The sequence below is a fragment of the Rhodococcus sp. NPDC006774 genome (assembly GCF_040636045.1).
Taxonomy (GTDB): domain Bacteria; phylum Actinomycetota; class Actinomycetes; order Mycobacteriales; family Mycobacteriaceae; genus Rhodococcoides.
In genome coordinates this window covers 35,716-60,875 of record NZ_JBEYIW010000014.1, presented here as the reverse complement: position 1 = coordinate 60,875, position 25,160 = coordinate 35,716, and the positions used below count along the sequence as shown (strand labels likewise).

The 25,160-nt window shown below is 64.4% G+C and carries 18 protein-coding genes and 1 tRNA gene; 4 read left to right on the top strand and 15 right to left on the bottom strand.

Annotated features, from left to right (window positions below):
* Nucleotides 1-44: 44 nt before the first annotated feature.
* The 8 genes from ABZ677_RS19965 to ABZ677_RS19930 form a co-directional block, all read right to left on the bottom strand.
* The gene (locus ABZ677_RS19965; protein WP_358372502.1) at nt 45-1,304 is read right to left on the bottom strand and encodes a hypothetical protein; all 1,260 of its coding nucleotides are present in this window, start codon (nt 1,302-1,304) and stop codon (nt 45-47) included.
* The gene (locus ABZ677_RS19960) at nt 1,291-2,400 is read right to left on the bottom strand and encodes a glycosyltransferase (protein WP_358372500.1); all 1,110 of its coding nucleotides are present in this window, start codon (nt 2,398-2,400) and stop codon (nt 1,291-1,293) included. Before ABZ677_RS19960 ends, ABZ677_RS19965 begins: the two co-directional genes overlap by 14 nt.
* Nucleotides 2,390-3,622, bottom strand: coding sequence for a hypothetical protein (locus ABZ677_RS19955; RefSeq protein ID WP_094741828.1), 1,233 nt, complete (start codon nt 3,620-3,622; stop codon nt 2,390-2,392). Before ABZ677_RS19955 ends, ABZ677_RS19960 begins: the two co-directional genes overlap by 11 nt.
* 273 nt (nt 3,623-3,895) lie before the next feature.
* Complete coding sequence (locus ABZ677_RS19950) at nt 3,896-5,422, bottom strand: flippase (protein ID WP_037193213.1); 1,527 nt, start codon at nt 5,420-5,422, stop codon at nt 3,896-3,898.
* Complete coding sequence (locus ABZ677_RS19945; protein WP_358372497.1) at nt 5,422-6,474, bottom strand: glycosyltransferase family 1 protein; 1,053 nt, start codon at nt 6,472-6,474, stop codon at nt 5,422-5,424. Before ABZ677_RS19945 ends, ABZ677_RS19950 begins: the two co-directional genes overlap by 1 nt.
* Complete coding sequence (locus ABZ677_RS19940) at nt 6,384-7,757, bottom strand: O-antigen ligase family protein (protein ID WP_358372494.1); 1,374 nt, start codon at nt 7,755-7,757, stop codon at nt 6,384-6,386. The genes ABZ677_RS19945 and ABZ677_RS19940 overlap by 91 nt, the downstream gene beginning before the upstream one ends.
* Before the next feature lie 40 nt (nt 7,758-7,797).
* Nucleotides 7,798-9,237, bottom strand: a complete 1,440-nt coding sequence (locus tag ABZ677_RS19935) for a sugar transferase (RefSeq protein ID WP_252342109.1) — start codon at nt 9,235-9,237, stop codon at nt 7,798-7,800.
* Between the two features lie 196 nt (nt 9,238-9,433).
* The gene (locus ABZ677_RS19930) at nt 9,434-10,141 is read right to left on the bottom strand and encodes a GAF domain-containing protein (protein ID WP_358372490.1); all 708 of its coding nucleotides are present in this window, start codon (nt 10,139-10,141) and stop codon (nt 9,434-9,436) included.
* 169 nt (nt 10,142-10,310) lie between these two features.
* Here ABZ677_RS19930 and ABZ677_RS19925 point away from each other — a divergent pair, with 169 nt between their 5' ends.
* Nucleotides 10,311-11,429 (top strand): endo-1,4-beta-xylanase, encoded by a 1,119-nt coding sequence (locus ABZ677_RS19925; protein WP_094635589.1) that lies wholly within the window; start codon nt 10,311-10,313, stop codon nt 11,427-11,429.
* Between the two features lie 43 nt (nt 11,430-11,472).
* The gene (locus tag ABZ677_RS19920; protein WP_358372488.1) at nt 11,473-12,393 is read left to right on the top strand and encodes an alpha/beta fold hydrolase; all 921 of its coding nucleotides are present in this window, start codon (nt 11,473-11,475) and stop codon (nt 12,391-12,393) included.
* Here ABZ677_RS19920 and ABZ677_RS19915 read toward each other — a convergent pair.
* Nucleotides 12,387-16,532, bottom strand: a complete 4,146-nt coding sequence (locus ABZ677_RS19915; RefSeq protein ID WP_358372485.1) for a bifunctional nitrate reductase/sulfite reductase flavoprotein subunit alpha — start codon at nt 16,530-16,532, stop codon at nt 12,387-12,389. The two genes, ABZ677_RS19920 and ABZ677_RS19915, sit on opposite strands and share 7 nt — an antisense overlap.
* A gap of 259 nt (nt 16,533-16,791) precedes the next feature.
* Here ABZ677_RS19915 and ABZ677_RS19910 point away from each other — a divergent pair, with 259 nt between their 5' ends.
* Nucleotides 16,792-17,985 carry an Ig-like domain-containing protein gene (locus tag ABZ677_RS19910; RefSeq protein ID WP_037193631.1) on the top strand — a complete coding sequence of 398 codons (1,194 nt, stop codon included), beginning with the start codon at nt 16,792-16,794 and terminating at the stop codon, nt 17,983-17,985.
* A 19-nt stretch (nt 17,986-18,004) separates the two neighbouring features.
* On the opposite strand, the gene ABZ677_RS19905 is transcribed toward ABZ677_RS19910, so the two are convergent.
* The 3 genes from ABZ677_RS19905 to orn all read right to left on the bottom strand — a co-directional run bounded on the left by ABZ677_RS19905 (nt 18,005) and on the right by orn (nt 19,845).
* Nucleotides 18,005-18,754, bottom strand: coding sequence for a M23 family metallopeptidase (locus ABZ677_RS19905; RefSeq protein ID WP_230596352.1), 750 nt, complete (start codon nt 18,752-18,754; stop codon nt 18,005-18,007).
* Nucleotides 18,755-19,079: 325 nt separating this feature from the next.
* Nucleotides 19,080-19,155, bottom strand: a tRNA-His gene (locus tag ABZ677_RS19900).
* A gap of 78 nt (nt 19,156-19,233) precedes the next feature.
* Nucleotides 19,234-19,845 carry an oligoribonuclease gene (gene orn, locus ABZ677_RS19895; protein WP_094635673.1) on the bottom strand — a complete coding sequence of 204 codons (612 nt, stop codon included), beginning with the start codon at nt 19,843-19,845 and terminating at the stop codon, nt 19,234-19,236.
* 95 nt (nt 19,846-19,940) lie between these two features.
* Here orn and ABZ677_RS19890 point away from each other — a divergent pair, with 95 nt between their 5' ends.
* A complete protein-coding gene (locus ABZ677_RS19890) occupies nt 19,941-21,665 on the top strand; it encodes a helicase HerA-like domain-containing protein (RefSeq protein ID WP_358372481.1) in 1,725 nt (574 codons plus the stop codon).
* A gap of 48 nt (nt 21,666-21,713) precedes the next feature.
* Here ABZ677_RS19890 and cmrA read toward each other — a convergent pair whose 3' ends face one another.
* Genes cmrA through ABZ677_RS19875 form a run of 3 tightly spaced genes read right to left on the bottom strand, consistent with a single transcriptional unit; the run spans nt 21,714 to nt 25,110 of the window.
* On the bottom strand, nt 21,714-22,517 hold the full coding sequence (gene cmrA / locus ABZ677_RS19885; RefSeq protein WP_358372478.1) for a mycolate reductase: 804 nt from the start codon (nt 22,515-22,517) through the stop codon (nt 21,714-21,716).
* A 23-nt stretch (nt 22,518-22,540) separates the two neighbouring features.
* Complete coding sequence (locus ABZ677_RS19880; protein ID WP_358372475.1) at nt 22,541-24,586, bottom strand: NADPH-dependent 2,4-dienoyl-CoA reductase; 2,046 nt, start codon at nt 24,584-24,586, stop codon at nt 22,541-22,543.
* Nucleotides 24,583-25,110 carry a PadR family transcriptional regulator gene (locus ABZ677_RS19875; protein WP_037193201.1) on the bottom strand — a complete coding sequence of 176 codons (528 nt, stop codon included), beginning with the start codon at nt 25,108-25,110 and terminating at the stop codon, nt 24,583-24,585. Before ABZ677_RS19875 ends, ABZ677_RS19880 begins: the two co-directional genes overlap by 4 nt.
* Nucleotides 25,111-25,160: the final 50 nt, after the last annotated feature.

Sequence of the window (25,160 nt, the reverse complement as noted above, 5' to 3'; positions counted from 1 at the left end):
GTCTGTGTGGCAAGGGTGGTTCGAGAAGTCGAACTCGTTACTCGTCATTCATGGTGCAGCAGAGCGACGGGGTCTTCACACATCCTCTGCAGCGCCGAATCGATGACCGCGACGTCGATCATCTTGCTGCAGAACGATGCCGTGTACGTTCGCCCACCGGCAATCTCGGCGATGAGCATGGTGCAGCCGTCCGGGCCGTCCGGTTCGAGCGATGCGGCCATCTGCGGCGGTCTGCCGTCGTCGAACCAATCGAGATGATCGAACACCCGCACTCGCCCGAGGTCGCTGACGGCCAGCCTCAGTGTTTCGGGAACCTCGACGACCGAATCGGTCTGCGAGCGAGCAACAGGCCGAACTCGCGACGCAGCATCGCGCAGCAGTGACATCGCCAATACTGCTATCGGCCAACCCGATTCGATCACCTCGCGCATTGTCGCAGTGATGCCGACGGGTGACGTGCCCGACGGGAGGTGAAGTGGAATGCCGACGGCAAAGTTCCCGTGCGAATTCTGTTGCGCCGAATCGAGATAACGTCGACTGTTGAACAAGACCATGATGTGCTCGGCGACGTCGACGCCCTCGGCCCGCAGAGCCGCACTCCACAGTGCGATCGAGATCGACGCGGCGGTCGCTCCTGGCATGTGCTCGGCCGTCCAGTGTTTGAGTTCGTCCACACGGGCTCGGCTCATGTACGCGGCTCGGCTGACCTTCGCGGCTTCCCAGTTCTCGATTCTGCGACGGGGAGCGGACTCGCCGTCGGCCTCGGTTCGGTGGCGACCGCGCAGCTTCCAGAAGTCCGCCAAGGTCTTCGGATTCCGAGAATAGTGACGCCACAACGCTTTCCATGTTGCGCTCGCCGGTAGTCCCACCGCGAGCCCGGGGACCAGTGACTCGTCGGCATCGTCGCAGAATGCCGCCAACATCATCACGCCGATCTGGCCGTCCCCGATTCCGTGCGAGTAGTCGATCGCGAGATGGTCGTCGAACACGACCACGTCGAGAGGGCTGCGTTCTCCGTGTCGAGATCGAATGTCGGTGAGCATCTTGCCCAGGTCGTCCGTGGGATCGGTGCTCGCGGAGACGTTGTCACCTGCGATGCCGGTGCGGTAGCGCCACAGACGAGCGTCCGACCGCGGTTCCAGGGCGAGGTGTGCCTCGGTACCGACCTGTTCGGCGGCCGTGAGCGTTCGTCTCGTACGTCCGACGTCGAGACCACGAACGGGGCCGACCGCGGTGACAATTCGGGTATCGGCGAAGACACGATCCAGCGCAGTTGCGCGGTATCGACGCTCAGCGGACGGCATCGACGACCTCCTGCATCCGACTGCGGAAGTTTGCCCGCGAAAAGCCCTCCGCCCACGCGCGAATGCCGGCGCGGTCGTAGTCTGCGGGGTCGAGGGAGCGCATGGCCTCGGCAAATCCGGCGATCACGTCGTCGTCGGAGCCCGGAGCCACGTGCACCCCGGTCTTTCCGGGTACCACCGAGTCCATGGCACCGCCGTCGCCCAGGGCGATGACGGGTGTTCCGGTCGCCATGGACTCGACGGGGACGATGCCGAAGTCCTCGACTCCCGGCATCAGAAGGGCGCGCGTCGTCCGATGCAGTTCGAGAAGCTTCTCGTGTGAAACTCGTCCCAGGAAGGTCGTTTTCGGTCCGGCCAGTTTCCGGCAGGCGTCCATCGCACGGCCGTCTCCCGCCACCACGAGGGGAACGCCGGCCTCCGCGGCCGCGCGCACCGCGATGTCCGGACGCTTGTAGGGGACCAGGCGACCCGCGAGCAGGAAGAAGTTCTCTCGCTCGACGGACGGATCCGGCGTGAATCCCTCGGTGTCGACGGGAGGATGGACCACCACCGCGTCGTCACGGCCCCACCAGTCCTCGATGCGACGTGCAACTGCAGTCGAATTGGCCACCACGGTGGTCAGTTTCGGTGCGGCAGCGATCTCGCATCGGCGGGCAATGGCCGACAGTGCCGTCAGGATCGCTGCTCCGGCTCTACCGCCGCCTTCGCCTGCGCGTAGTTCGGGGTCCCAGGCCCACCGTGCCGGGCTGTGCACGTAGGCGATCACCGGGGAGTCGGTGGCGAACACGGCCTGGGTTGCGAAGGCGTGGTGGCTGACCACGACTGCATCGAAACCTTCGAGCGGCATGCGCCGAAATGCCAGCGGCATCATCGGAAGGACGGGCGCGTAGGACCGCTGCCCCAACGCGTTGTACAGCCGGTTCAGGCTCGACGTGTGCACCTCGCGGCCGATCCCCGACGGGACCCCGGCCGGCCTGGAGATCGGCGCGAACACCTCGGCCGCAGGCCAGTGCAATGCGAGCTGTTCGATGACGTGCTCGGATCCGGCGATCTCGGTGAATCTTTCGTGTACTACGGCAATTCTGTCAGCTGGCATGGCTTCGGCCTTCCGGCGCGATCGTCTGCGCGGTCTGTTCCACTCGTCGGGTCGAGTTCTTGCTCTGCAGGACCAGGTGCACGGGTATGTCGAAGTCGTCGAGCCGCCGCAGCGCGGCGGTTGCTGCCTTCTTGTCCCGTCCACGGCTGGACACCAGCACCACGACGGTCTCGACTTCGCCCACCTCCGTGTGCTGCCACCACTGCTCCGACAACCCGAATTCTGCGGTGCCTCGGCGATGTTCGGTTGTCCGATGCCGATCGTGAGTCGACTCCGACACGGCACCCTCGCCGACCAACAGGACGATCACGCTGTCGCCCCTGGGAGCTGCGTGTCGAGCCCCCCTCGAGGCGGGTCGATCGCCGCGTTCGAGTGCTGCCATCCGCGCAGCTACGGCCGGCGGCACCGCGTCACCCGCCGTCGGGTCGAAGTGCGCTCCGTACTTGCGGGAGACCCGACGTGCCCAGGAACGAGAGGGCCTGCGTCCGAGGCGTCCTCGCAGCAACACGATCAGTTCGGCCGCGACGATGAGGGCTGCGAGAGCGGCTACGAGTGCCTCCGAGACCGGTTTCGGTGACACCGGTGTGGTGCTCTGCTCGGGGTTCGACAGCACGACCAGTCGATCTCCTCCCGCAGCGGCCTCGACTTCGCTCAGGCGGGTGCGCAGTTCGGCCAGTTCGGACACGGCTGCGGCCCGGCTCGGGTCGTCGGCGGGGAGAGCGTCCACTCGAGCCTGTTGCGCATCGATCGAGGACTGCGCTTCCTCCGTGCGCTCGCGAGAGTCGCGGATCGCGTTGGCAGTGCTGGTACTTGCCATGGTCGACACCATCGTGCGAGCCAGATCTGCGGCGAGCTCGGGAGATCGGGTCGTCACCGTGACGGTCAGCAGTGCAGGCGAGGTGCCGGGGGAGAGTTCGACGCTCGACGCCAGCTCGGCAGCGTTCAGTCCGGAGTCGACCTGCGTGAGGACCTCATCGAGTACACTGCGGTCGGTCGCCAACTCGACGAACGGTGCGCGCATCTGCTCGATGAACGCGTCACCGGGAACGAGGCTTTGGGCCGGTTCGATCTCGGCCACGACCGACGCGGCGTACTGCTTGTCGGTGAGTTCGCTTCTGAGGTAGAACACGCCTGCACCGACCAGCGCAGCAATGATCACGGCGGGCAGCAGTGCCCGGCCGAGTTCACGCATGTGTCCCGCCAGATCGATAGGTGGGGGCACGTCGCCCCGGTGTACGGCATCGTGGACGGACATCAACCGCGTACCCTTCCGTCGTCGATGCGAGCGGACGTACCGCTTCGGAGATTCGTGGAGCCGACAGGCTCGATGATAGCCGGGCCCGAGTGCAGTCCGCGTAACCGTGCCGCTCGTGAATGAAACTGCACATCAACAACATTCGAAGAACAAGCACGATGGTCAGCTACATCCGCGAAACCCGACTTCGACTCCGCGGGGCACGGCCCGAATCGGGCGATGTGTCCGTTGTGTCGGTGGTCATTCGGAGTGCGCACGGTGTCGTCCCTTCTCGGCCGGCCCCGGCAGTGGAGACTCGACGAGTCCGATGGCGACGAACGCGTAGAGCACGCTCGCGACCAGCAGCGCTGCCGCGACCGAGATGAGCAGCCACAGGCCGGGATGGTGCTGCACCAGGAACCAGCCGCCGACCGTAGTGGCCGCGGTCACCACGACTGTCACCGAAATGGACTGCACTGGAAGCAGTCTGGATACGGGCATGCTTCGCGCGATCACGATCCACAAGAGAACGAGGGTGGTGCCGATCGTCACGACGGTCGAGATCGCAGCTCCGTCGTACGACATCCGCGGGATCAGGAACAGGTTCAACCCGATGTTCAGGGCCAGACCGACCAATGCCACCACGGGGTAGTGCCGCTGCATTCCGGCCGACGCGAGCAGGAAGATTCCCAGCATCACCAACGACATCAGCGCCGCACCGATGACGAGCAGACGGGCTGCGTGAGCTCCGTCGACGAACCGTTCGCCGTACAGCAGGCCGATCAGCGGCTCGGCCGACGGCACGAACGCCGCGACAGCCATAGCGCCGAAGAGCGCGAACAGCAGTGCGGCCGAACGTGAGCGTGCTCGAAATGCTGTGGTGTCGTGGGGCCACGACGCGACGAGCAGGGTGCTGATCGGTGCCACCGCCGCCAAGACGAACGTGTCGATCATGTCCGAGAACTTGTAGCCGATGGAATACAGTCCCACGGCCTCGAACGTGTCGAGCAGGCTGAGCATCAACATGTCGATCTTGAGCATGGCGATGGTGAGAGCGAAGCCGATCGCGAGTGGCACGGCCTCCTTCAGGTAGGGCCCCCAGCGACGAATTTCGATGTGCCGCGACGGTCGCAGGCCCATGGAACGGTTACCGATGCCGAAACCCTTGGTCACCAACTTGAACACTTCGTTGGCCACGGCCGGGAGAACGAAGATCAGCAGGGTGGGGGCCAGCACGGCCGCCAGCACGGTCAACGCCAATTGGATTGCTTGCCCGGCGCTTTCGGCAACGGCCACGAGTACCAGACGGTGACGACTCTGGAAGAGCACACTCAATGCGTGACCGGGCGTTGCGAACACGACCACCAGTCCGCCCACCACCGTCGCGAGGACCACTTCGCTCGGATACTGCAGCAGCAGAACGTATGCGACGGCCAGCACGTACCCCACCAACCCGAGGACGGTACGCAGAGCGAGAAACGACGACGCCGTTCGACCGATCTCCTCGGGATCGTCGTCCATCAATTTCGCGAGCACGACGCGTCCGACCCCCAGATCGGTCACGACGGACATCAAGCCGAGCAGCGCGAAGACGAAGCTGAACTGGCCCCACTCGTCCGGTCCGAGGGACCTCGCGACGACGACGCTGCCCACCCACCCCAACGTCGCGATGATCACTCTGCTGATCAGAACGGCAATCGTCGCTTTGGCCGCGGCTTTCGGATCCGCTGCGATGGCGCGGTAGTCCGGGGGCTGCTCGGTGCCGTCGAGCGCGAGCTCCTCGGCCATCAGACCACGCCTGCGGCTCGATACGCGTCGGCGGTGAGTTCCGCCGTTCGACGCCAGCTGATCTCGCGGGTGGCAACGGCTGCCGCGTCGACAAGAGCTGCGCGGGCGTCCCCGTCGAAAGCGATGGGTTTCATCGCATGTACCCAGTCGTCCACGTTCTCCGATTCGACGAGAACGGCACCGTCGCCGACGACGTCGGGGAGGGCGCCGACGGCGCTGGCGACAACCGCGCCGCCCGACGCCATGGCCTCGACGGGCGGGAGTCCGTAGCCCTCGTACCGAGACGCGTATGCGGTGACTGTCGCGGCAGCGTAGAGGGCGGGTAGATCCTCGACATCGACGTAACCGAGTCCCCGGGAATTGCGGGGAGCGTGGGGACCGGTCGAGCCTGCCCCGGCCAGCAGACACGGAATTCCGAGTTTCTCCGCTGCGTCGGCCACCAGCTGAACGTTCTTGCGAGGCTCCACCGTTCCGACCTGCATGACGAAACGGTCCGGCAAGTCGTACTTGGACCGAACGACGTCCACCCGGCTGTCGGTGGGGACGGTGGCCCAGGCTGCGGGTGCCAAGCCGACCACAGTGGCGTCGCGCCCGCTGACCGCCTTGATTCGATCGGCGGTGAACTGCGAGACCGCGATGAGCAGATCTGCGCGGCGCAGTGCGCGCCGTACCAGTCTCTGTTCGCCGAGCGCGCGAAATCGACTCGAGGCCGACGGCATGTCGATGACCGAAAGGTCGTGCACCGTCGCAACTGTGAAGGCCTTGGTGAGGAACGGCAGGTCGACGTCCAGACCGTGCACCACATCGCAACGACCGACAGGAAGGGCCCCGAGCAACGCACGAGCTGTACCGCTGGTGACAGGCCGCTCCATCGCCGTGACCGAGGGAGGGAGCTCACCGACGGCGTCGCGCTGCACCGACGCGGCGAGATCGGCATCGGGTAGGCAGTGCGGTAACTCGTTCAGGAGCTCGCGAATGTAGGTCTGTACTCCGCTTCCGCCCGGCCGGAGGGCGAGCGCCCCGAAAACGATTCGTGTTGCGCTGCTGCGCATCCCACCACTCCTAACAAGAGCCAGAAATAGACATCGATCGGAAAGATCTCGAAATACGTCGAGACGAGACTGGCGAACATGGCGGCAACGATCGAGGCACCGACACCGAGTGCCAGTGCGCCGTCTCTGCCCGGTAGCGCTCGGGACAGGCGGGTGCACCACAGCAGCGACGTCACGAGCAACGCGATCACCGCCCACAGGCCGATCGGTCCGAGTTCGAGCAGTGCCTTCACGTAGTAGTTGTCGGGCTGGTAGTTGGTGGAGAGCCCCGATTGCGTGAATGCGACACCCTCGGCGGTGGAAATGCGGTCTGCCGCAGAACCACTCGATCCCAGTCCCGTCCCGAACGGATGGATCAGAATGCTGGCGATGATGTTGGCCCAGCCGTCGCCGCGTTGACCCAGACTGCTCGACGAGAAGAAGACCGACGTGATCCTGGGGACGAAGGGAACCGTGACCGCCACGGCCAGCGCTGCCAGAGCGAGCGGCGCGGCGAGGTAGCGGAAGCGCACAGCGATCAGGTAGATGGCTCCGACCGCGAGCCCCAGAATTGCTCCTCGCACGATCGAACTGGACATGGCGACGACCATCATCGGAGTCGCGCACAGGAACAACATGTTTCGTCGACGATGTGGATCGGCCAGCGCGACCGCACCACCGACGAGCAACGCCAACATCACGTACAGCCCGAACGGGAACGGCAGGTTGAACGTGCTGAACGTGCGGAGCAGTCCACCCGATGTTCGGACCTGGGTGCCGTATTCGTACCCCAACGACACCAATGCGGCGGGTCCGGCCAGGAGTTGTGCGATGCCCACCGCCGAGGTGAACACACCCATACCCATGAGAACGGAGACGAGGTGGTCGCGGTCCGTGGCGTCGAACGGTGCAAGCCACATGACGACCACCAGCAGGATGTAGAAGAAGGTCACCTTGATGCCGAACACGCCGACGATTCCGAACGTGGCGAACGCAGACACGCTGCCGAACACGACGAAGACGACGGCCGCGGGCCACCACGGCATGAACACCCGAGGCGTCGAGCCACGAACGTGTCGGGGTCGACGCAACCACGCGCACAGAACCGTGAAGACGACCAGGCCTTCCTTCCAGCCGGACACCACCCCGGGGAGGGGAACGAGAAACAGAAGGCCGTGCAGTGGAACCAATCCCGCCAACAGCAACACACCGCGTTGCGGCCGACGGTAGATGGCCGAGGCGACCGCGCAGCCCAGCGCGAGCAGCACCGCTGCGCCGAAAGCGAGCGCAACGTACGTGATCACGCGGTGACCCGAACGTGGCCGTGTTCGGCGTGGACCACGATCAGTCCTCGGCGCGCTTCAGAACGGCGAGAACCGTGAGAAACAGAATCTTGACATCGAGCCACACGGACCAGTTCTCGATGTAGAAATTGTCCCATTCGGCGCGGTCCGCGATGGATGTCTGGCCCCTCAGGCCGTGCACCTGAGCCCACCCGGTCACTCCGGCCTTGACGCGGTGCCGCTCTCCGTACCGACGGATCTGCATCTCGAAGAGATCGACGTACTCGGGGCGCTCCGGTCGCGGGCCGACCAGGCTCATGTCGCCGCGAAGTACGTTGAGCAACTGCGGAAGTTCGTCCAGCGAGGTCTGACGCATGATCTTGCCGATTCGCGTTCGTCTGTCGACTCCCTCGACACCGCCGGGCGCGTCCCCGGCCTTCCGCTCGAACTCGGCGTCGGACGCACGGGGAGGGCGCATGGAGCGAAACTTCAAGCAGTCGAACGGCAGTCCGTCGCGGCCGATTCGCTCCTGTTTGAAGAAGATCGGGCCGGGCGAACTCAGGCGCACGAGCAGTACGAGAGTCAGAAAGACAGGGGAGAGCAACAGAACACCGACTGCGGACAGGATCCGATCGAGAGCCCCCTTGACGGCGAACTGCCAGCCCTTGGGGTCGACGTGTGGAAGGACCATCAGGGGCAGTCCGCCGATGTGCTCGATGCGGGTGTGCAAACCGACGGTGTCGTACAGCCGCGGAACCACCCACACCCGCATACCGAGCCGGTGTGCAACCCTGATCGCAGCCACCAATTCTCTGTCCTGACTCGGTGCGAAGGCAACGATCAGTTCCTCGGCCCCGGTGCTGCGGGCGACTGCCTCGAAGTCGGTCGTGATCCCGAGGTGAACCAGGCTCGTCGGATCGTTGTCACTCGGGTCGAGCGTGGCTGCCGGTGCGTCGCCGACGTACCCGACGGGCGCGAGTCCGTACTCGGGGAACTGGCGCATTCGCGCGGCGAGTTGATGGGCGATGGGATCGTTGCCGACGACGATGGTCGGCGCGGCACATCCGTACTTGGAACGCATGACGCGCTGAAGCACGACCCGAGCGAGACGGGCGAGCGCGATCGTGACGGCACTCAACAGCCACAGCCTCAGCACAATGGCGCTGGGCCGATAGACGGTGTCGGACAGGAACATCGTGACGAGCAGAGCCAGTGACGCGAAGGCGACGGCCGTTTCTGCCGGCCCGATCTCGTCGAGAAAGTTGCGGCGGAGGCTTCGTCGGTACATGGACTTGCCGGCGAGGATGCCGATCAGCAACGGTACGAACAGCCAGGGGAGCAGCCCTGAGTCGGTGAGATTTCCGGCGTGCCACAGCAACGCTCCGACCACGGCCACGATGGCAGCGACCGAATCCAGAGCAACAGTGACCCCGGTGTGCCATGGATCGACTCGGAGTCGGTCGGCGATAGCTCGCGGTACGGCAGACGAATCGGTTGTCACCGGCCGAGGCCGAATTCGCGCTGGTTCCAATATTTGGGGCACAACCACTTCCGGGGGCTCGGATCGATTCGGATTCGGTAAAGATATCCCAATCAATTCATACCGACACGGGCGCGTGCTAACGATCGAGTCACGCAAAAAAGACCAAGAGTTTGTTGAGAGTCCCGATTACGGAACGAATATTGATTCGCGTCGTTTATCCGAGTATCCGCTCGCGAATGATCCAGGCAAGGTCCTGAAGAATCTGAATGTGACCGGTGGTCCATTGCCGTGGTCGCTGATCCCACACGCACACAGTGCCCACCGAATGACCGTCGTCGTCGGTGAGTGGGACGCTGAGGTACGAGACCAACATGTTCGCCTGTACCGAAGGATGGTCCTTGAGTACGTCGTGCAATCGAACGTCCTCGACCACCAATGGCCGACCGGTGTCGATCACGTATCGGCAGATCGAACCCTCGAGAGGAACCTCCTGCGCGCCATCGAGTTCCGAGGGAAGCCCGACGGCACTCTTGAAGTACTGACGCCTGTCGTCGAGGAGCGAGAATGCAGCAGAAGGGGCACTGAGCGCGTCGGCCACCATGGCGACGACCCGGTCGTATCCGGCATCGGAGCCGGTGTCCATCAGCCCTGTTCGAGCCACTGCAGCAAGCCGATCCGGGTCGTCGATCGGAGTGCCGAACTCTCCGGTCGGCTCGGCCGGACCGGCACCGTTCTCGGTACCGTCCTCCAATGCTCTGAGAAGCGCACCGACCTCGGAATCAGGATCCTCGGACAGTTCTCGCACGATTCGATCGACAACAGCTCGCCGAATGTATGCCTCGGGAGACTGGCCTGATCTGTCCGCCTGTCGGGCGAGCACATCGTTCAGGCGGTCGTCGAAACCGGGAAATCCTGTCGTCATTGTCCAGATGGTAGTACAGGCCGAGTTGTCACACCGACGCTCGAGTCGGTGCATTCCACTATTCGTATTTCCGCGGATGTTCCGCAGCCGAGGAGTGAGACAAAGTGAGCAACAATAAAGTTTTGCCGGTACCCGTTTTCTGAATCACGGCAGTTGCTAACATCTGCCGATGAAACGGAGTTCACCGCGGCGAGCGATTGCGGCACTGACGGTCGTGTTGTTGTCGCTCTCGGCCGGGACGGTGCCCGCTGCTGCATCGGTCCTGCGGCAGCAGCAGACGCCGGGCGGTAGTCCTTCGTGTGCTCGGCAATCGGACGCGGTGCGGATCGGAATATCACCCGGAGCGACGATAGGTGCTCTGTCCGCAGCGGATCTCGATCGGGAACTCACACTCGCCCGTGACGCGGGGACGTTCGCGGTTCGTCTCGACATCGACTGGTCTGCAATCGAGCCGACCCGGGGCAAGTTCGATTGGAGCCGAACGGATCGGGTGATCGATGCCGTTGTGGCCCACGGGATGTGCGTGCACGGCATTGTCGCGTACACCCCGAGGTGGGCACGCGTGGCTGCTGCCGTCAACGATTCGCACTCCCGTCCTGCGAACCCCGCCACCTTCGCGGCGTTCGCCAAGACCGTGGTTCAGCGATACCAGAGCCGAATCAACATCTGGGAAGTGTGGAACGAGCCGAACATCGTGACGTTCTTCAAGCCCGCTCCCGACGTAACGGCGTACTCGGCGCTGCTGCGCGCGACCTACACGGTGATCAAGCAAGTGCAACCCGATTCCACCGTGCTTGCAGGCGGGATGGCACCCTCCGAGGACAAGGACGGCAACATCGCGGGTACGACGTTCCTGTCGAAGATGTACGCGCAAGGATCCAACAAGTATTTCGACGCCTTCAACGTTCACCCGTACACGTGGCCGTATCTACCCAACGACCCGGACACGGCGTCGTGGAACACCGCCATGAAGATGTGGCCGATGCGAGACACCATGGTCGCCGGTGGCGACAGTGCGAAGCAGATCTGGATCACCGAGTTCGGAGCTCCCACCGGGACGGCCCCCAACAGTGTCAGCGAGCAGACGCAATCGGACAGCATAGGAATCGTCCTCGATGCCGTCCTCGGCAACGACTGGCTCGGACCGGCCTACGTCTACAGCCTGCGCGACGCCGGTTCCAACACCGCCGACACCGAACAGAACTTCGGTCTGGTGCACAGAGACTGGACGCCCAAGATCGCCTACGGACGCGTCGACGCCTACGCCGCGGAGCATTCCGGTCGGTAGCCGACCTGTTCCACCGTCGACCGCAATGGGCTACTGTCTGCGCATGAATTCGCAGACGGGGGGCTCGATCCCAGATCGCATCGATGTCACGTTCGATTCTCACGGAGACGTCTGCGCGGCGTGGCTCTATCTTCCGACCGGCACCGGCCCCGCTCCGGTGATGGTCATGGCGCATGGCCTCGGCGGAACTCGGGAAATGCGGCTCGACGCCTACGCGGAGCGTTTCCGCGCCGCGGGGTACGCCTGCCTGGTGTTCGACTATCGCTACTTCGGGGCCAGCGGAGGCGAGCCACGGCAGCTGCTCGACATCGAATCACAGCTGCAGGACTGGGCATCGGCCATCGACCACGCGCGTTCCCGTTCGGATGTGGACACCTCGCGAATCGTGTTGTGGGGCTCGTCGTTCGGTGGTGGTCACGTCATCGTCGCCGCCGCCCGAGACCGGAAGGTCGCGGCAGTGATCTCGCAGTGCCCGTTCACCGACGGGATTGCCTCCGGACTCGCGTCGAACACCTGGACGTCGACGAAGCTGTCCGGCCGGGCTCTCGGCGATCTGGCGGGATCGGTGATCGGGCGACCGCCGTTGATGGTGAACACGGCCGGACGACCGGGGACGACCGCACTGATGACCTCGCCCGACAGCTACGACGGTTACCTCGCACTCGCGCCGGACGCCGACGAAACGTTCCACAACCGAGTCGCAGCCAGAGTCGCGCTGCAGATCGTGCGGCACCGGCCCGGGCGTCGGGCAAAGGACGTTCGCTGTCCCATCCTGTTCATCGTCTGCGAGACGGATTCGGTTGCGCCGGCGAAGGCCACTCTGCGCTACGCGCGGACGGCACCGCACGGAGAGATCAAGACATACGACGCCGGCCATTTCGAGATCTACCTGGGCGAGGCGTTCGAGCGGGTCGTGGGGGACCAGATCGAGTTCCTCACCCGCACGGTTCCGCCGACTCAATAGACGTCGCGAACGTATCGCTTCTCTGCCGCAAGGGCTTTGACATAGGCCTCGGCACTGCTCGGCGCGAGCTTGCCGTGTTGTGCCACCACGCCCTTCAGAGCGGCGTCGACGTCCTTGGCCATTCTGGACGCATCGCCGCACACGTAGAAGTGCGCACCGCGGTGAATCCAGTTCCACAGCTCTGCCCCGTGCTCACGCATTCGATCCTGGACGTAGACCTTGTCCTTCTGATCGCGCGAGAATGCGACGTCCAACCGGTTCAACGAACCGTCGCCGAGCATCGCCGTCAGTTCGTCGCGATAGTAGAAGTCCGTGTCGGCGTGCTGTTCACCGAAGAACAGCCAATTGTGGCCGGTGTGCCCGAGTGCGCGACGCTCGTGCAGGAATGCGCGGAACGGGGCGACGCCGGTACCCGGGCCCACCATGATCATCGGGGTGGTGGGATCGTCCGGCGGTTTGAAGTGCGAGGTCTTCTGCACGAATATCCCCACATCGTGGTTCGACGCATGGTCGGCCAGGTAGGTCGAGCACACCCCGCGCCGGGGAACTCCATGAACGTTGTACCGCACCGCCGAGACAGTCACCTGTACTTCGTTGGGGTTCTCCTTCGGACTCGACGAGATCGAGTACAGCCGTGGTTGCAAGGGTTTGAGAACTCCCAACCAGTCGTCCACCGAGGCCCGAACCGGATGTGCAGCAAGCACATCGATCGACTGGCGACCCCACATCCAGTCGGACAGCGCATGCTTGTTGTCGGGATGCAGCATCGCCTCCAGGTCGTCGTCCGCAGTTCGTCGGTGGACGAACTTCAGTAGATCCGGTGTTGCACGAGCGATTTCGAGATGGCTGCTCAGCGCTGTGCGCAGCGACATCGGGCCATATCCAGCGAGGTCGACAGCGGTGTCACGGTCCAGGCCGGTGGCCTCGAGCCACTCGTCGACGTAGGCGTCGCTGTTGCGCGGCCATACTCCGAGCGCGTCGCCGACCTCGTACTCGAGGGTCCCGTCGGGCAGATGGAATCCGAACTGGCGTACGTCCTTGACGGATCCGCGTGCGGTCAGTACTCGATTGCGTACGAGAGTCGTCACCAGCGGTGACTTCTTGCTGTACCGCTCCGGTTCCGCTCGGGTCTGCGGGACGGTGCGCGCGGCCGACTCCACCCGTGCGTCGTCGGTGGTGGTGGTGGTGGAATCGGCATCGTGCCGGAGCCGATCGACCACCGCATCGAGCCACGCCGCGGCCTCGCTCTCGTAATCGGGCTCGCAGTCGACCCGCTCGAGCAGCCGTTGTGCACCCAGCTCGGCGAGGCGCTCATCGATCCTGCGGCCGTGGCCGCAGAAGTCCGCGTAGCTCGAGTCACCGAAAGCGAGTACGGCATAACGGATTTCCGGAAGCGTCGCCGCGGACTCGGCGACGAGGCTGTCCCAGAACGTCTCACCGTTGTCGGGCGCTTCGCCGTCACCGGTGGTACTGCTGACGATCAGCACGTCTGCCTCGGCGGGCAGACGATCGACGGTGAAACCGTCCATCGAGTGTTCGGCGATCGTCAGACCGGCTCCCCGTAGGTGGGAAAGGCAGGACTGGGCGTACTCCTCGGCGGTGCCGGTCTGCGAGGCCCAGAGCAGCAGCACCGGGCGTCGCCCCGCATCGGCGGTATCGGCCGATGCGCCGGGAGCAGTGCCGTCGGTGTCCGGTCTGCGCGAGAACAGTCCGGCGAGAACGCCGTCGAGCCATGCGTGGGTTTCGGGGGACAGGGGAGTCCGCGACGGCAGAGTGGGCGTTCCGGCTGCGCTGCGTCCGGCCTCACTGCCCAGACCTTCGAGAAGTCCTGCGATGTAACGCTGTTCGACGGTGGTCAGCGGTTCCGACGGACGTGCTGGGCGACCGACGATCGTGGCGAGCGCCTCGACCGGATCGTGGGAACGGTCGTCGCCGACGGGTGAGGGCGATTGGGCTGCAGCAACTCTGGTGAGTGTGACTGCACACGCCTTGAATTCGGGTTGTCGAGAATACGGATCGATGGCGTCGTTGGTGACGGCATTGATGGCGAGATACTCACCGAATTCGTCGTTCCAGTGGAAGGGCGCGAAGCAACCGCCCGGGAGCACTCGATCGGTGACGACGGCTGGGAGGACGGCTCGGCCTCGGCGGGACGCGACCTCGATGCTGTCGCCGTCGATCACACCGAGCCGCTCGGCGTCGAGTGGGTGCACCTCGACGAACGGGCCGGAATCGAGTTTGTTCAGCTTGGCGACCTTGCCGGTCTTGGTCATGGTGTGCCACTGGTGTGGCAGGCGTCCGGTGTTGAGTAGAAACGGGTAGTCGTCGTCGGGCATCTCCGCCGGCAGCATGCTGGGCCGGGCGAAGAACTGGGCCCGACCGCTCGGGGTGGGGAAGGACAGTGCGGGGATCGAACCGTCATCGGACACCCGTTGCCGTTGGCTGACCCCGTCGTTGAGGTAGCGGATCGGGTGCCGAGTGGTTGTCGCGTCGGGCGGACACGGCCACTGGATGGGACTTTCGCGCAACCGGTCGTAGGTGACTCCGCGAATGTCGTAGCCGGTGTTCGGGTTCCAGAACTGCTTGATCTCCTCGAACACCTCCTCGGCACTCGCATAGGTGAAGGCATCGGCATACCCGAGCGCGCACGCCATGTCGGCGATGATCTTCCAGTCCGGCAATGCACCGCCCGGTGCCTCGACCGCCGGTTGGAACAGCGTGAGGTTGCGTTCGGAATTGACCATCACTCCGTGCGCTTCCGTCCACAACGCGGCGGGCAGCATCACATCGGCGTAGTCGTTGGTTTCGGTATCGGCGAACGCATCCTGAGTGATGACCAATTCGGCGCGCTCGAGACCGTCGATCACCGTCGTTCGGTTGGCCACCGAGGCAACCGGATTGGTGCAGATGATCCAGCAGGCCTTGATCTCACCGGCAGCGAGCTTGGAGAACATCTCGATGGTTCCGCCGCCGACGTCGGTCCGCAACGTTCCGTGCGGAATTCCCCATCGGTCCTCGACGAATTCGCGGTCGGCGTCGTCGAACACCGCTCGCTGTCCCGGCAGCCCGGGGCCCATGTATCCCATTTCCCGTCCGCCCATGGCGTTCGGTTGCCCGGTCAGGGAGAACGGGCCGCTGCCGGTCTTGCAGATGGCACCCGTCGCCAGATGGAGGTTGCACAGCGCGTTGGTGTTCCAGGTTCCGTGCGTCGACTGGTTCAGGCCCATCGTCCAGCAGCTCATCCAGTTCTGTGCACCGCCGATCATCGCGGCCGCGGCTCGCAGGTCTTGCTCATCGAGACCGGTTGCGGCGCAGACCTTCTCCGGGGTGTAGCCGTCGAGGAAGTCCGGCATGGCGTCCCACCCGTCGGTGAAATCCGCGATGAACTCGGGGTCGATGTCGCCGTTCTCCGCGATGAGCGCGAGCAGTCCGTTGAGCAGCGCCAGGTCCGAACCCGGCTCGAGTTGCAGATGCAGGTGGGCCTTGTCGGCGGTGGCGGTGCGACGGGGGTCGACGACGATCAGCTTCGCCCCTGCCTTGACGCGGTCCATCATCCGCAGGAACAGAATGGGGTGACAGTCGGCCATGTTGGAGCCGATGACGAAGAAGACGTCTGCGTGGTCGAAGTCCTGGTACGACCCGGGCGGACCGTCGGCTCCCAGCGACTGCTTGTATCCGGTTCCTGCGCTCGCCATGCAGAGTCGGGAATTGGATTCGATCTGGTTGGTGCCGATGAATCCCTTGGCGAGTTTGTTCGACAGGTACTGGGCTTCGATCGACATCTGCCCCGACACGTACAGCGCGAGCGCATCGGGGCCGTGTTCGTCGATGATGGTTCGCAGTCGCCGGGCGGTGTCGTTGATCGCCACCGACGTGTCCGTGCTCTCCGGGCGCTCGCCGCGGCGCTGCCTGATCTGGGCCTTCTCGAGCCGTCCGGGCCCGGCGAGCATGTCCGCGGTGGTGGTTCCCTTGGTGCACAGCCGGCCGAAGTTGGCCGGGTGGGACTTGTCGCCGACGGACTTGGTGACGACAGGCCTGGTCGGGGTGGCATCGGAGGATGTGGTCGGGCCGCCGATCTCGAGCACCATGCCGCATCCCACGCCGCAGTACGCGCAGAGTGTCTTCACCGTGGTGACCATGGATTCCACAGTGCCCGGCCCAGGGTGCGCCGTCATTACACGTCAGTTAGCCGGATATGACGTTGTCCTCACCGTGCCCCGCCAGGGGCGGTGATGTCCGCTCGGGAGCTGATAGGAGGCGGATGGGAGGTAACACGAACTTCCCGGTACGCGATTGGTACTCGAACGTTACTCATCGAACGGGCTGTCGAGTGGAGTGTCCGATTTTCCGCTGGCACAATCGTCCGGGTCGGGCTCGAAGTGGGAAGTGGTGTGGTTCATGAGGGTGTATCGCGGATTCGTACTCGCCGCGGTGGGAGTGGTTGCTTCGGTGGCAGTCCTGTCGGGATGTAGTTCTGCGTCGGACATCTCCGAGCCGTCGGTTCCGATCGACTCCAACCCGATGACCGAGCTGATGAAGCCGAAGCTGACCTCGAGCGTCCTCGACGGAGCCGTCGGATTCTCGCCGGCGGACCCGGTGACCGTCTCGGTTGCCGACGGCAAGTTGTCCTCGGTGACGATGCTCAACCCGGAGGGCAAGCCCGTCTCCGGAGCGATTTCGCCCGACGGATTGTCGTGGACCAACACCGAACCGCTCGGCTACGACCGCGAATACCGCGTCCAGGCCGATGCGTACGGACTCGGGGGAGCGTCGAGCACGGTATCGAGCTTCACCACCAGCCAACCCGGCAACTTCACCAAGCCCTACGTTCTGCCGAACCCCGGCGACGTCGTCGGAATCGGTCAGCCGGTCGCGGTTCAGTTCGACGAACCGATCACCGACAAGGTCGCCGCGCAGAACGCCATCACCGTCACCACGACGCCTGCCGTCGAAGGCGCGTTCTACTGGGTCAACAACAAGGAAGTTCGCTGGCGTCCGCAGAACTACTGGGCACCGGGCACCAAGGTCGACGTGGCGGTCGACGTGTACGGGCGCGATCTCGGGGACGACATCTTCGGCCAGGAGAACGCCACGACATCGTTCACGATCGGTGACGCCGTCATCGCCACCGCCGACGACAACACCAAGCAGGTGACGTTCAACGTCAACGGCCAGGACGTCATCACCATGCCGACGTCGATGGGCAAGGACAGCACTCCCACCGACAACGGCGTCTACATCATCGGCGACCGCTTCGAGCATCTCGTGATGGATTCGTCGACCTACGGGGTGCCGGTGAATTCGTCCAGCGGATACCGCACTCCGGTCGACTGGGCCACGCGAATGTCCTACAGCGGCATCTTCTTCCACTCCGCACCGTGGTCGGTGGGACAGCAGGGCTATTCCAATGCCTCGCACGGGTGCCTGAACCTGAGTCCCACCAACGCGAAGTGGGTCTACGACAACACCAAGCGCGGCGACATCGTCGTCGTGAAGAACACCGTCGGTGGAACGCTGTCGGGTACCGACGGCCTCGGTGACTGGAACGTCCCGTGGGACGAGTGGAAAGCAGGGAACGCCACCACGGTCTGATCGGACCCGATTCGGCCGATCAGCTTCGGTCGCGAGTCTGGTACAGCGAGGGATCGATGCCCAGGGTCTTCAGGTACGCCACCGGTTCGATGCTCGAACCGTTGTTGCGGACCTCGAAGTGCAGATGCGGTCCGGTCGAATTTCCGGTGCTGCCGACTGCGCCGAGAACGTCGCCCGGTGCCACTTCGTCGCCGACCGCGACGGCGATGCTGGACTGGTGGCCGTAGTACGTCTCGGTGTTGCCACTCTTGACCCGGACGAGCTTGCCGTAGCCGTCGCCTGCGTCTCCGGCCTGAACGACGGTTCCGCCGGTCACCGCGTGGATGGGGGTTCCGCTGTCTGCCGCGAAGTCCACGCCCTGGTGGTACTGCGCTCCGTTGCCGGTCGGGTTGTTGCGTCCGCCGTAGCCCGAACTGATGCGGTACTTGCCTGCGTCGATGGGGAGCACTGCCCCGCCGAGCCCTACCGTCGGGGCCGCGGTCGGGAGTTCGATCTCGGGTACGTCCACTGTGCTCGGGGCGTCCGGTGAGTCCGGTGCTGTGAGTACGTCGCTGTCGAGAACGATGGCTGCCACCTGGTTGATGAGGACGCCGGTGGCGTCCAGGACAGCAGCGAGAATCGCGGCCCGTTGCTGCGCGTCGGGCTGCGGTATCGGAATCTGGGGGAGTTCGATCGTGGGTTGAGCGGTGGCCACCGCTGGGCTGAGCAAGCCGGTTGTGCCGATGCACAGTGCTGCCGACAAGATCGAACCCGCTATGACTCTGTGCATTCTGCGACCCACGAAAAGCCTCCTCGTCTGCGTCCTCCGCGCACCGTCGGATGGGTGCGAGCAGGACGTAAGAACATGTTCGGTGACGCTTCGGGGCACGCTGAACTCACGTAACAGAAAACACATGAATCACATTGGTACTTTTCTTCCCCAAAAGTGCCATTGGTAACCGTACGTCACATTAACCCCACAGGAAACCTGAAAGTTGAATTACAACAACGTAATTCGAGGTCAGGGTGGTCGCGTCGGAACCGGGAAGGCTCACGGACCGGGAGATGGACGCACAAAAAAGGCCGGTCTCGCGAGGAGACCGGCCTTCTTCGTATGGGGTGAGCGACGGGACTCGAACCCGCGACATCCAGGATCACAACCTGGTGCTCTACCAGCTGAACTACGCCCACCATTGCACGCGTCCGCAGAACCTTTTTGGGCTCTGCATCAGCAGCGTCGACAATACTAGCGGGTTGAATCCGAGGTTGCTAATCCGCCCCCGATTGCGTGTCGAGTTCGGCAACAACTGCCGCGATGTCGCTGGTAGAGGGCCCCGGCGGAGCCACGAAGGCCGTCCGGCGGTAGTACTGCAACTCTTTGATCGACTCCTTGATGTCCGCCAGGGCGCGGTGCGCAAGGCCCTTGGCCGGCTGCCCGTAGTAGATCCGTGGGTACCACCGTCGGGAAAGTTCCTTGATCGAGCTGACGTCGATCATTCGGTAGTGGAGGTAGGTGTCGAGCGCGGTCATGTCGCGAGAGATGAATCCGCGATCGGTCCCGATGGAGTTTCCCGCGAGCGGAACGGTTCCGGCCACCGGGACGTGCTCCTTGATGTACGCCAGTACGCGCTGCTCGGCTTCCTCCAGCGTCACCGTCGATGCGCGCACTTCGTCGGTCAAGCCCGACTTGGCGTGCATGTCGGTGACGACGGCAGGCATGTTCGCCAACGCGTCGTCATCGGCGTGGATGACGATGTCGACACCCTCTCCGAGGATGTTCAGCTCACTGTCGGTCACCAGCGCCGCAATTTCGATCAGCTTGTCCTTGCTCAGGTCCAAGCCGGTCATTTCACAATCGATCCACACAAGTTTGTCCTGCACGCGCTCCACCTTAGTGCGAGCTGCGATGCCACTAGGGTTTGCGGTGGCGATCGAAACCAGTTCAGCACCAGCACACGTTCATGGAGGACGCGGACATGACAGTCGACCCGACGCAGCCGGCACCCACGCTCAGTCCTGCCGAGAGGGCGAAGGCGGCCAAGGCGGCGGCCGTCGAAGCCGCACGGGTGGCTGCCGAAGCTCTGGCCGCAGCGGACGCGGCCGAAGCCGAGGCGCTTGCCGCGGAACAAGGGTCGACACCGACTGCGAACGGTAAGGCTGCCGAGATCTCTGCCGGATATGCCTCTGCGGGTGCAGCTTTGGAGCTGGGAACCGTGGTTCTCGACGGCGTCACCGATCCGGCTGCTCGCATCCGAATTCCGTTGGCGACGTTGAACAGGCACGGTCTCGTGGCCGGGGCCACCGGAACCGGTAAGACCAAGACCCTGCAGGGCATTGCCGAACAGCTTTCTGCGGCAGGGGTTCCCGTCGTCATGGCCGATGTCAAAGGCGATCTGTCGGGCCTGTCCGCGCCGGGGGAGGACAACGAGAAGATTCGCAGCCGCGCTGCGGACACCGGTCTGACGGACTGGGCCCCGACCGGACACCCGGTGGAGTTTCTTTCTCTCGGCACCGAGGGAATCGGAGTGCCGGTCCGCGCCACCATCACGGCGTTCGGTCCGATTTTGCTGAGTAAAGTGTTGGGGCTGAACAATACTCAAGAATCGACCCTCGGTCTGATCTTCCACTGGGCCGACTCCCAGGGGCTCGCCCTGCTCGATCTCAAAGACCTGCGATCGGTGATCATGCACCTGACCAGTGACGAGGGCAAAGCCGACCTGAAAGGCATCGGCGGGGTCTCCTCGGCCACCGCAGGCGTCATTCTGCGCGCGCTGGTCAACCTCGAAGCAGACGGAGGAGACACCTTCTTCGGTGAGCCGGAACTCGAGACCGAGGATCTGCTGCGCGTCGGACCGGACGGCAGAGGGGTCATCACTCTGTTCGAGCTCGGGGCGCAGGCGTCACGTCCGGTGATGTTCTCCACCTTCCTGATGTGGGTGCTCGCCGACCTGTTCCAGACGCTTCCCGAGGTCGGTGATATCGACAAGCCCAAACTGGTCTTCATCTTCGACGAGGCACACCTGCTGTTCGCCGATGCGTCCAAGGCGTTCCTGCAGCAGGTGGAGCAGACCGTCAAGCTCATCCGATCCAAGGGCGTCGGTGTCTTCTTCTGCACGCAGCTGCCCACCGACGTTCCCAACGACGTGCTCTCACAATTGGGCGCACGTATTCAGCATGCTCTGCGCGCCTTCACGCCCGATGATCAGAAGGCGTTGAACAAGACGGTGCGCACGTACCCCAAGACCGACGCCTACGACCTCGAAAAAGCACTGACGTCGCTGGGGACCGGCGAAGCAATCGTGACGGTGCTCTCGGAGAAGGGGGCCCCGACACCCGTGGCGTGGACGAAGATACGCCCGCCGCGCTCCCTGATGGACACCATCGGCAACGACGCCATCGCAGCGGCCGCGTCGTCGAGCACTCTGTCCGCGAAGTACCGCGAGACCATCGACCGCGAGTCCGCCTACGAGCGCATGAACGCGCGGGTGGCGAACGTGCCCGCTCCGGCCGAGAAGTTCGACATCCCGCCCCTGCCTGCGGATCTGCCCGATCTGCCTCCGAGCGAGCCGGACGGGCCGTCGGCCGCGGAGCGCATCATGGGCAACCCAGCAGTCAAGAGCTTCCTACGATCGGCTGCCTCGGCGGCCGGCCGCGAGATCTCGCGCAGCATCTTCGGAACCGGACGCCGCCGGCGGCGCTGAGCTTGCTCAGTCGGGAGTGGAGCCCGCGGAACGACCAGGATTCGGGTATCAGTTGCCGAGCTTCTTGTAGAAGCTGCCGATGATCGGCGCGGAGATGCTGCGCGGGCTGTACTGCCCGGCTACCGACATGCCCTTGCTCAGCAGGCCGGGCACGACGCGCATCTTGTTCTTCGCCAGGCCGTCCAGCGACAGCTTCGCGGTGTAGGCGCTGTCGATCCACAGGAAGTCGGGAACCATCTTGTCCACGATCGACGCATCGGCCGGGTCCGGTGTCTCGGTGCGAACCGGGCCCGGAGCCAGCAGGGTGACGTTGACGCCGGTGCCCGCGAGCTCACCGCGCAGTGACTCCGAGAACGTGTTGACGAAGGCCTTGGTTGCCGCGTACGTCGCATTGTTGGGGATGGCCATATTGCCTGCCGCAGATCCGGTGATGAGGATGCCGCCTGCTCCGCGACCGATCATGCCGGGCATGACCGCGAGCGTGAGGTCGTGTACGGCAACGGCATTGAGCTCCACCTGATCGCGCTCGTACGCGGGATCGAGCCCGGCCACCGGTCCGAACGTCGCGATGCCTGCGTTGTTGCACAGGATCGAGATCTCACGCTCGGACAGTTCGGTGACCAGTTCCTGGCGCTGCTCGCGGTTCGACAGATCCGACTGGCGCACCTCGACGACAACGCCGTGCTCGGCCGCGAGCTTCGCGGCCAGCGCCTCGAGCAGTTCGCCGCGTCGGGCCACCACGATCAGCGAGTGACCACGGGCGGCGAGTTCGGTGGCCAGGGCTTCACCGATACCGGAAGAGGCTCCGGTGACGACGGCGCGGGCATCGGGGCTGGGCTTGGGCAGGCTCACGGTGAGACAGGCTAGCGGACAGATCAGATCGTGGCCGCGAGCCGGGTGCCTTGCTCGATGGCCCTCTTGGCGTCCAGCTCCGCGGCGACGTCCGCACCGCCGATGATGTGCGTTGCGGTGCCCGCGGCCTTCAACTCGTCGACCAGGTCGCGAACCGACTCCTGGCCCGCGCAGATCACGATGGTATCCACCTCGAGAACGCGCGGACGTTCGTGCTTCTCGCCGAACGAGATGTGCAGCCCCGCGTCGTCGATCTTCTCGTAGTTGACACCCGAAAGCTGATGCACGCCCTTGGCTTTCAGTGCAGCACGATGGACCCAGCCGGTTGTCTTGGCCAGGCCTGCGCCGATGCGTCCCGGCTTGCGCTGCAGCAGATACACCTCGCGCGGAGACGGTGCGGGCACCGGAGTCGTCAACGCCCCCGGCGCGGCCTCGGGCTCGGTGACGCCCCACTCCTGCTTCCATTCCTTCAGATCCAACGTGGGGGAGGCGTCGGTGGTGAGGAACTCGGAGATGTCGATACCGATACCGCCGGCTCCGATGACCGCGACCCGATCGCCGACGGGCTTGCCGTCGCGCACCAGTTCCGCGTACGACAGCACCGACGGGTGCTCGATGCCGGGGATGCGGGGAATCCGCGGGGTGACACCGGTAGCGAGCACCACTTCGTCGAACTCGCCTGCGACGAGTTCGGCGGCGGTGACTCGGGTACCGAGGTGAACGGCGACGTCCGCGCTACGAAGTGCGCTGGAGAAGTACCGGATCGTTTCGGCGAACTCCTCCTTGCCGGGAATCAGTCGCGCGATTCCGAACTGCCCGCCGATTTCTGCTCTGGCCTCGAACAGGCTGACGGCGTGTCCGCGCTGCGCGAGATTGAGTGCGGCGGCCAGGCCTGCGGGTCCGGCTCCGACGACCGCAACCTTCTTGGTCCTCTTGGTCGGCAGTAGCTGCAGGTCGATCTCGCGTCCGGCACGCGGGTTGACCAGGCACGAGACCTTCTTGTGGACGAAGGCGTGGTCCAGGCAGGCCTGATTGCACGCGATGCACGTGTTGATCTGGTCGGCGTTGTCGGTGGCGGCTTTTTCGACCCAGAACGGATCGGCCAGCATCGGCCTGGCCATCGCGATCAATTGCGCGTCGCCGCGCGCCAGAATGTTCTCGGCGATCTCGGGCATGTTGATGCGATTGGACGCGGCGACGGGGATTGCCACGTGCTTCTCGAGTTTGCCGGTGATGTCCGCGAATGCGGCGCGCGGAACCGAGGTGACGATGGTCGGCACCCGCGACTCGTGCCAGCCGATATCGGTGTTGATGATGTTCGCGCCCGCAGCCTCGACGTCCTCCGCCAGCGCGACGATGTCAGGCCAGCTCTGGCCCTGTTCCACGAGGTCGGCCATCGACAGCCGGAACACGATGAGGAAGTCGGGGCCGACCGCTGCCCTCGTCTGCCGCACGATCTCGACGGCGATCCGACGGCGATTCTCCGCCGAACCGCCCCACTCGTCGCGTCGCTTGTTGGTGCGTTCGGAGAGGAACTGGTTGATGAAGTAGCCCTCACCGCCCATGATCTCGACGCCGTCGTAGCCGGCGCTCTGGGCGAGCCGGGCGCAGCGTACGTAGTTGCGGATCTGCCAGCGGACGCCCCTCGATGTCAGTCGCCGCGGCCGAAAAGGATTGATGGGAGCCTTGATCGACGACGCCGACACGCTCAGCGGCTGATAGGAATAGCGTCCGGCATGCAGGATCTGCAGTGCGATCTTGCCACCTTCGCGATGGACGGCCGCGGTGATCCGGCGATGCCGACGGGCTTCGATCCGATTGGTCAGCTTGGCTCCGAACGGCAACAGCCAACCGGTGCGATTGGGGGCATAACCCCCGGTGATGATGAGTGCGACTCCGCCGCGGGCACGCTCGGCGAAATAGGCAGCCAGGCGTCCGGTGTCGCGGGCGCGATCTTCGAGGCCGGTGTGAATCGATCCCATGATCACGCGGTTCTTCAGCGTGGTTGCGCCGACATTCAACGGCGACAACAGAATCGGATACGGGCCAGCGGTCTGCTCGGTCTTCACAGCTTCTCCAATACCTCGGTGCACCACTCGGTGAATCCTTCTTCGACGCGAATTCCGCCGCGCAGCACCAGGTATTGATGCAACGCGGTGCCGGTGAGGGCAGCGGGGGCCGGAAAATCCTGCTTCTCGATCAGTCGGTAGACATCGAGGCGAGTGGCATGGACATCGCGATGGCGGGCAACTTCGACCTTGAGGGCATCGATGTCACCGTTGGCGGCACCGCGGATCTTGACGGCGAGCTCCTCGCGTAACTGCGAGGGATCGGTCGGCGCGGCGATCCAGCGATCGAGCTCGGCGCGACCCGCAGCGCTGACGGAGTAGACCTTCTTGTCGGGTCGACCGTCCTGCGCGACTGCCTCACCGGTGATCCACCCGGCTCCGTCCATCCGCGTCAACGTCCGGTAGATCTGCTGATGCGTTGCGCTCCAGAAGAATCCGATGGACTTGTCGAAGCGGCGGGCGAGTTCGTATCCCGAGCCGCTGAGCTCGGTGAGGGAAACCAGAATCGCGTGTTCCAAAGCCACACCCGAGAGTATGTATGCAACACGATGACTATGCAACTAGGTGCAGTAAA

What these genes read in the sequence shown, in the direction of transcription:
- ABZ677_RS19930 (WP_358372490.1), bottom strand. Translation starts at nt 10,141, where the DNA reads ATGACGACAGGATTTCCCGGTTTCGACGACCGCCTGAACGATGTGCTC.
- ABZ677_RS19925 (WP_094635589.1), top strand. Translation starts at nt 10,311, where the DNA reads ATGAAACGGAGTTCACCGCGGCGAGCGATTGCGGCACTGACGGTCGTG.
- ABZ677_RS19920 (WP_358372488.1), top strand. Translation starts at nt 11,473, where the DNA reads ATGAATTCGCAGACGGGGGGCTCGATCCCAGATCGCATCGATGTCACG.
- ABZ677_RS19905 (WP_230596352.1), bottom strand. Translation starts at nt 18,754, where the DNA reads ATGCACAGAGTCATAGCGGGTTCGATCTTGTCGGCAGCACTGTGCATC.
- ABZ677_RS19965 (WP_358372502.1), bottom strand. Translation starts at nt 1,304, where the DNA reads ATGCCGTCCGCTGAGCGTCGATACCGCGCAACTGCGCTGGATCGTGTC.
- ABZ677_RS19910 (WP_037193631.1), top strand. Translation starts at nt 16,792, where the DNA reads ATGAGGGTGTATCGCGGATTCGTACTCGCCGCGGTGGGAGTGGTTGCT.
- ABZ677_RS19945 (WP_358372497.1), bottom strand. Translation starts at nt 6,474, where the DNA reads ATGCGCAGCAGCGCAACACGAATCGTTTTCGGGGCGCTCGCCCTCCGG.
- ABZ677_RS19950 (WP_037193213.1), bottom strand. Translation starts at nt 5,422, where the DNA reads ATGGCCGAGGAGCTCGCGCTCGACGGCACCGAGCAGCCCCCGGACTAC.
- ABZ677_RS19915 (WP_358372485.1), bottom strand. Translation starts at nt 16,532, where the DNA reads ATGGTCACCACGGTGAAGACACTCTGCGCGTACTGCGGCGTGGGATGC.
- ABZ677_RS19890 (WP_358372481.1), top strand. Translation starts at nt 19,941, where the DNA reads ATGACAGTCGACCCGACGCAGCCGGCACCCACGCTCAGTCCTGCCGAG.
- ABZ677_RS19960 (WP_358372500.1), bottom strand. Translation starts at nt 2,400, where the DNA reads ATGCCAGCTGACAGAATTGCCGTAGTACACGAAAGATTCACCGAGATC.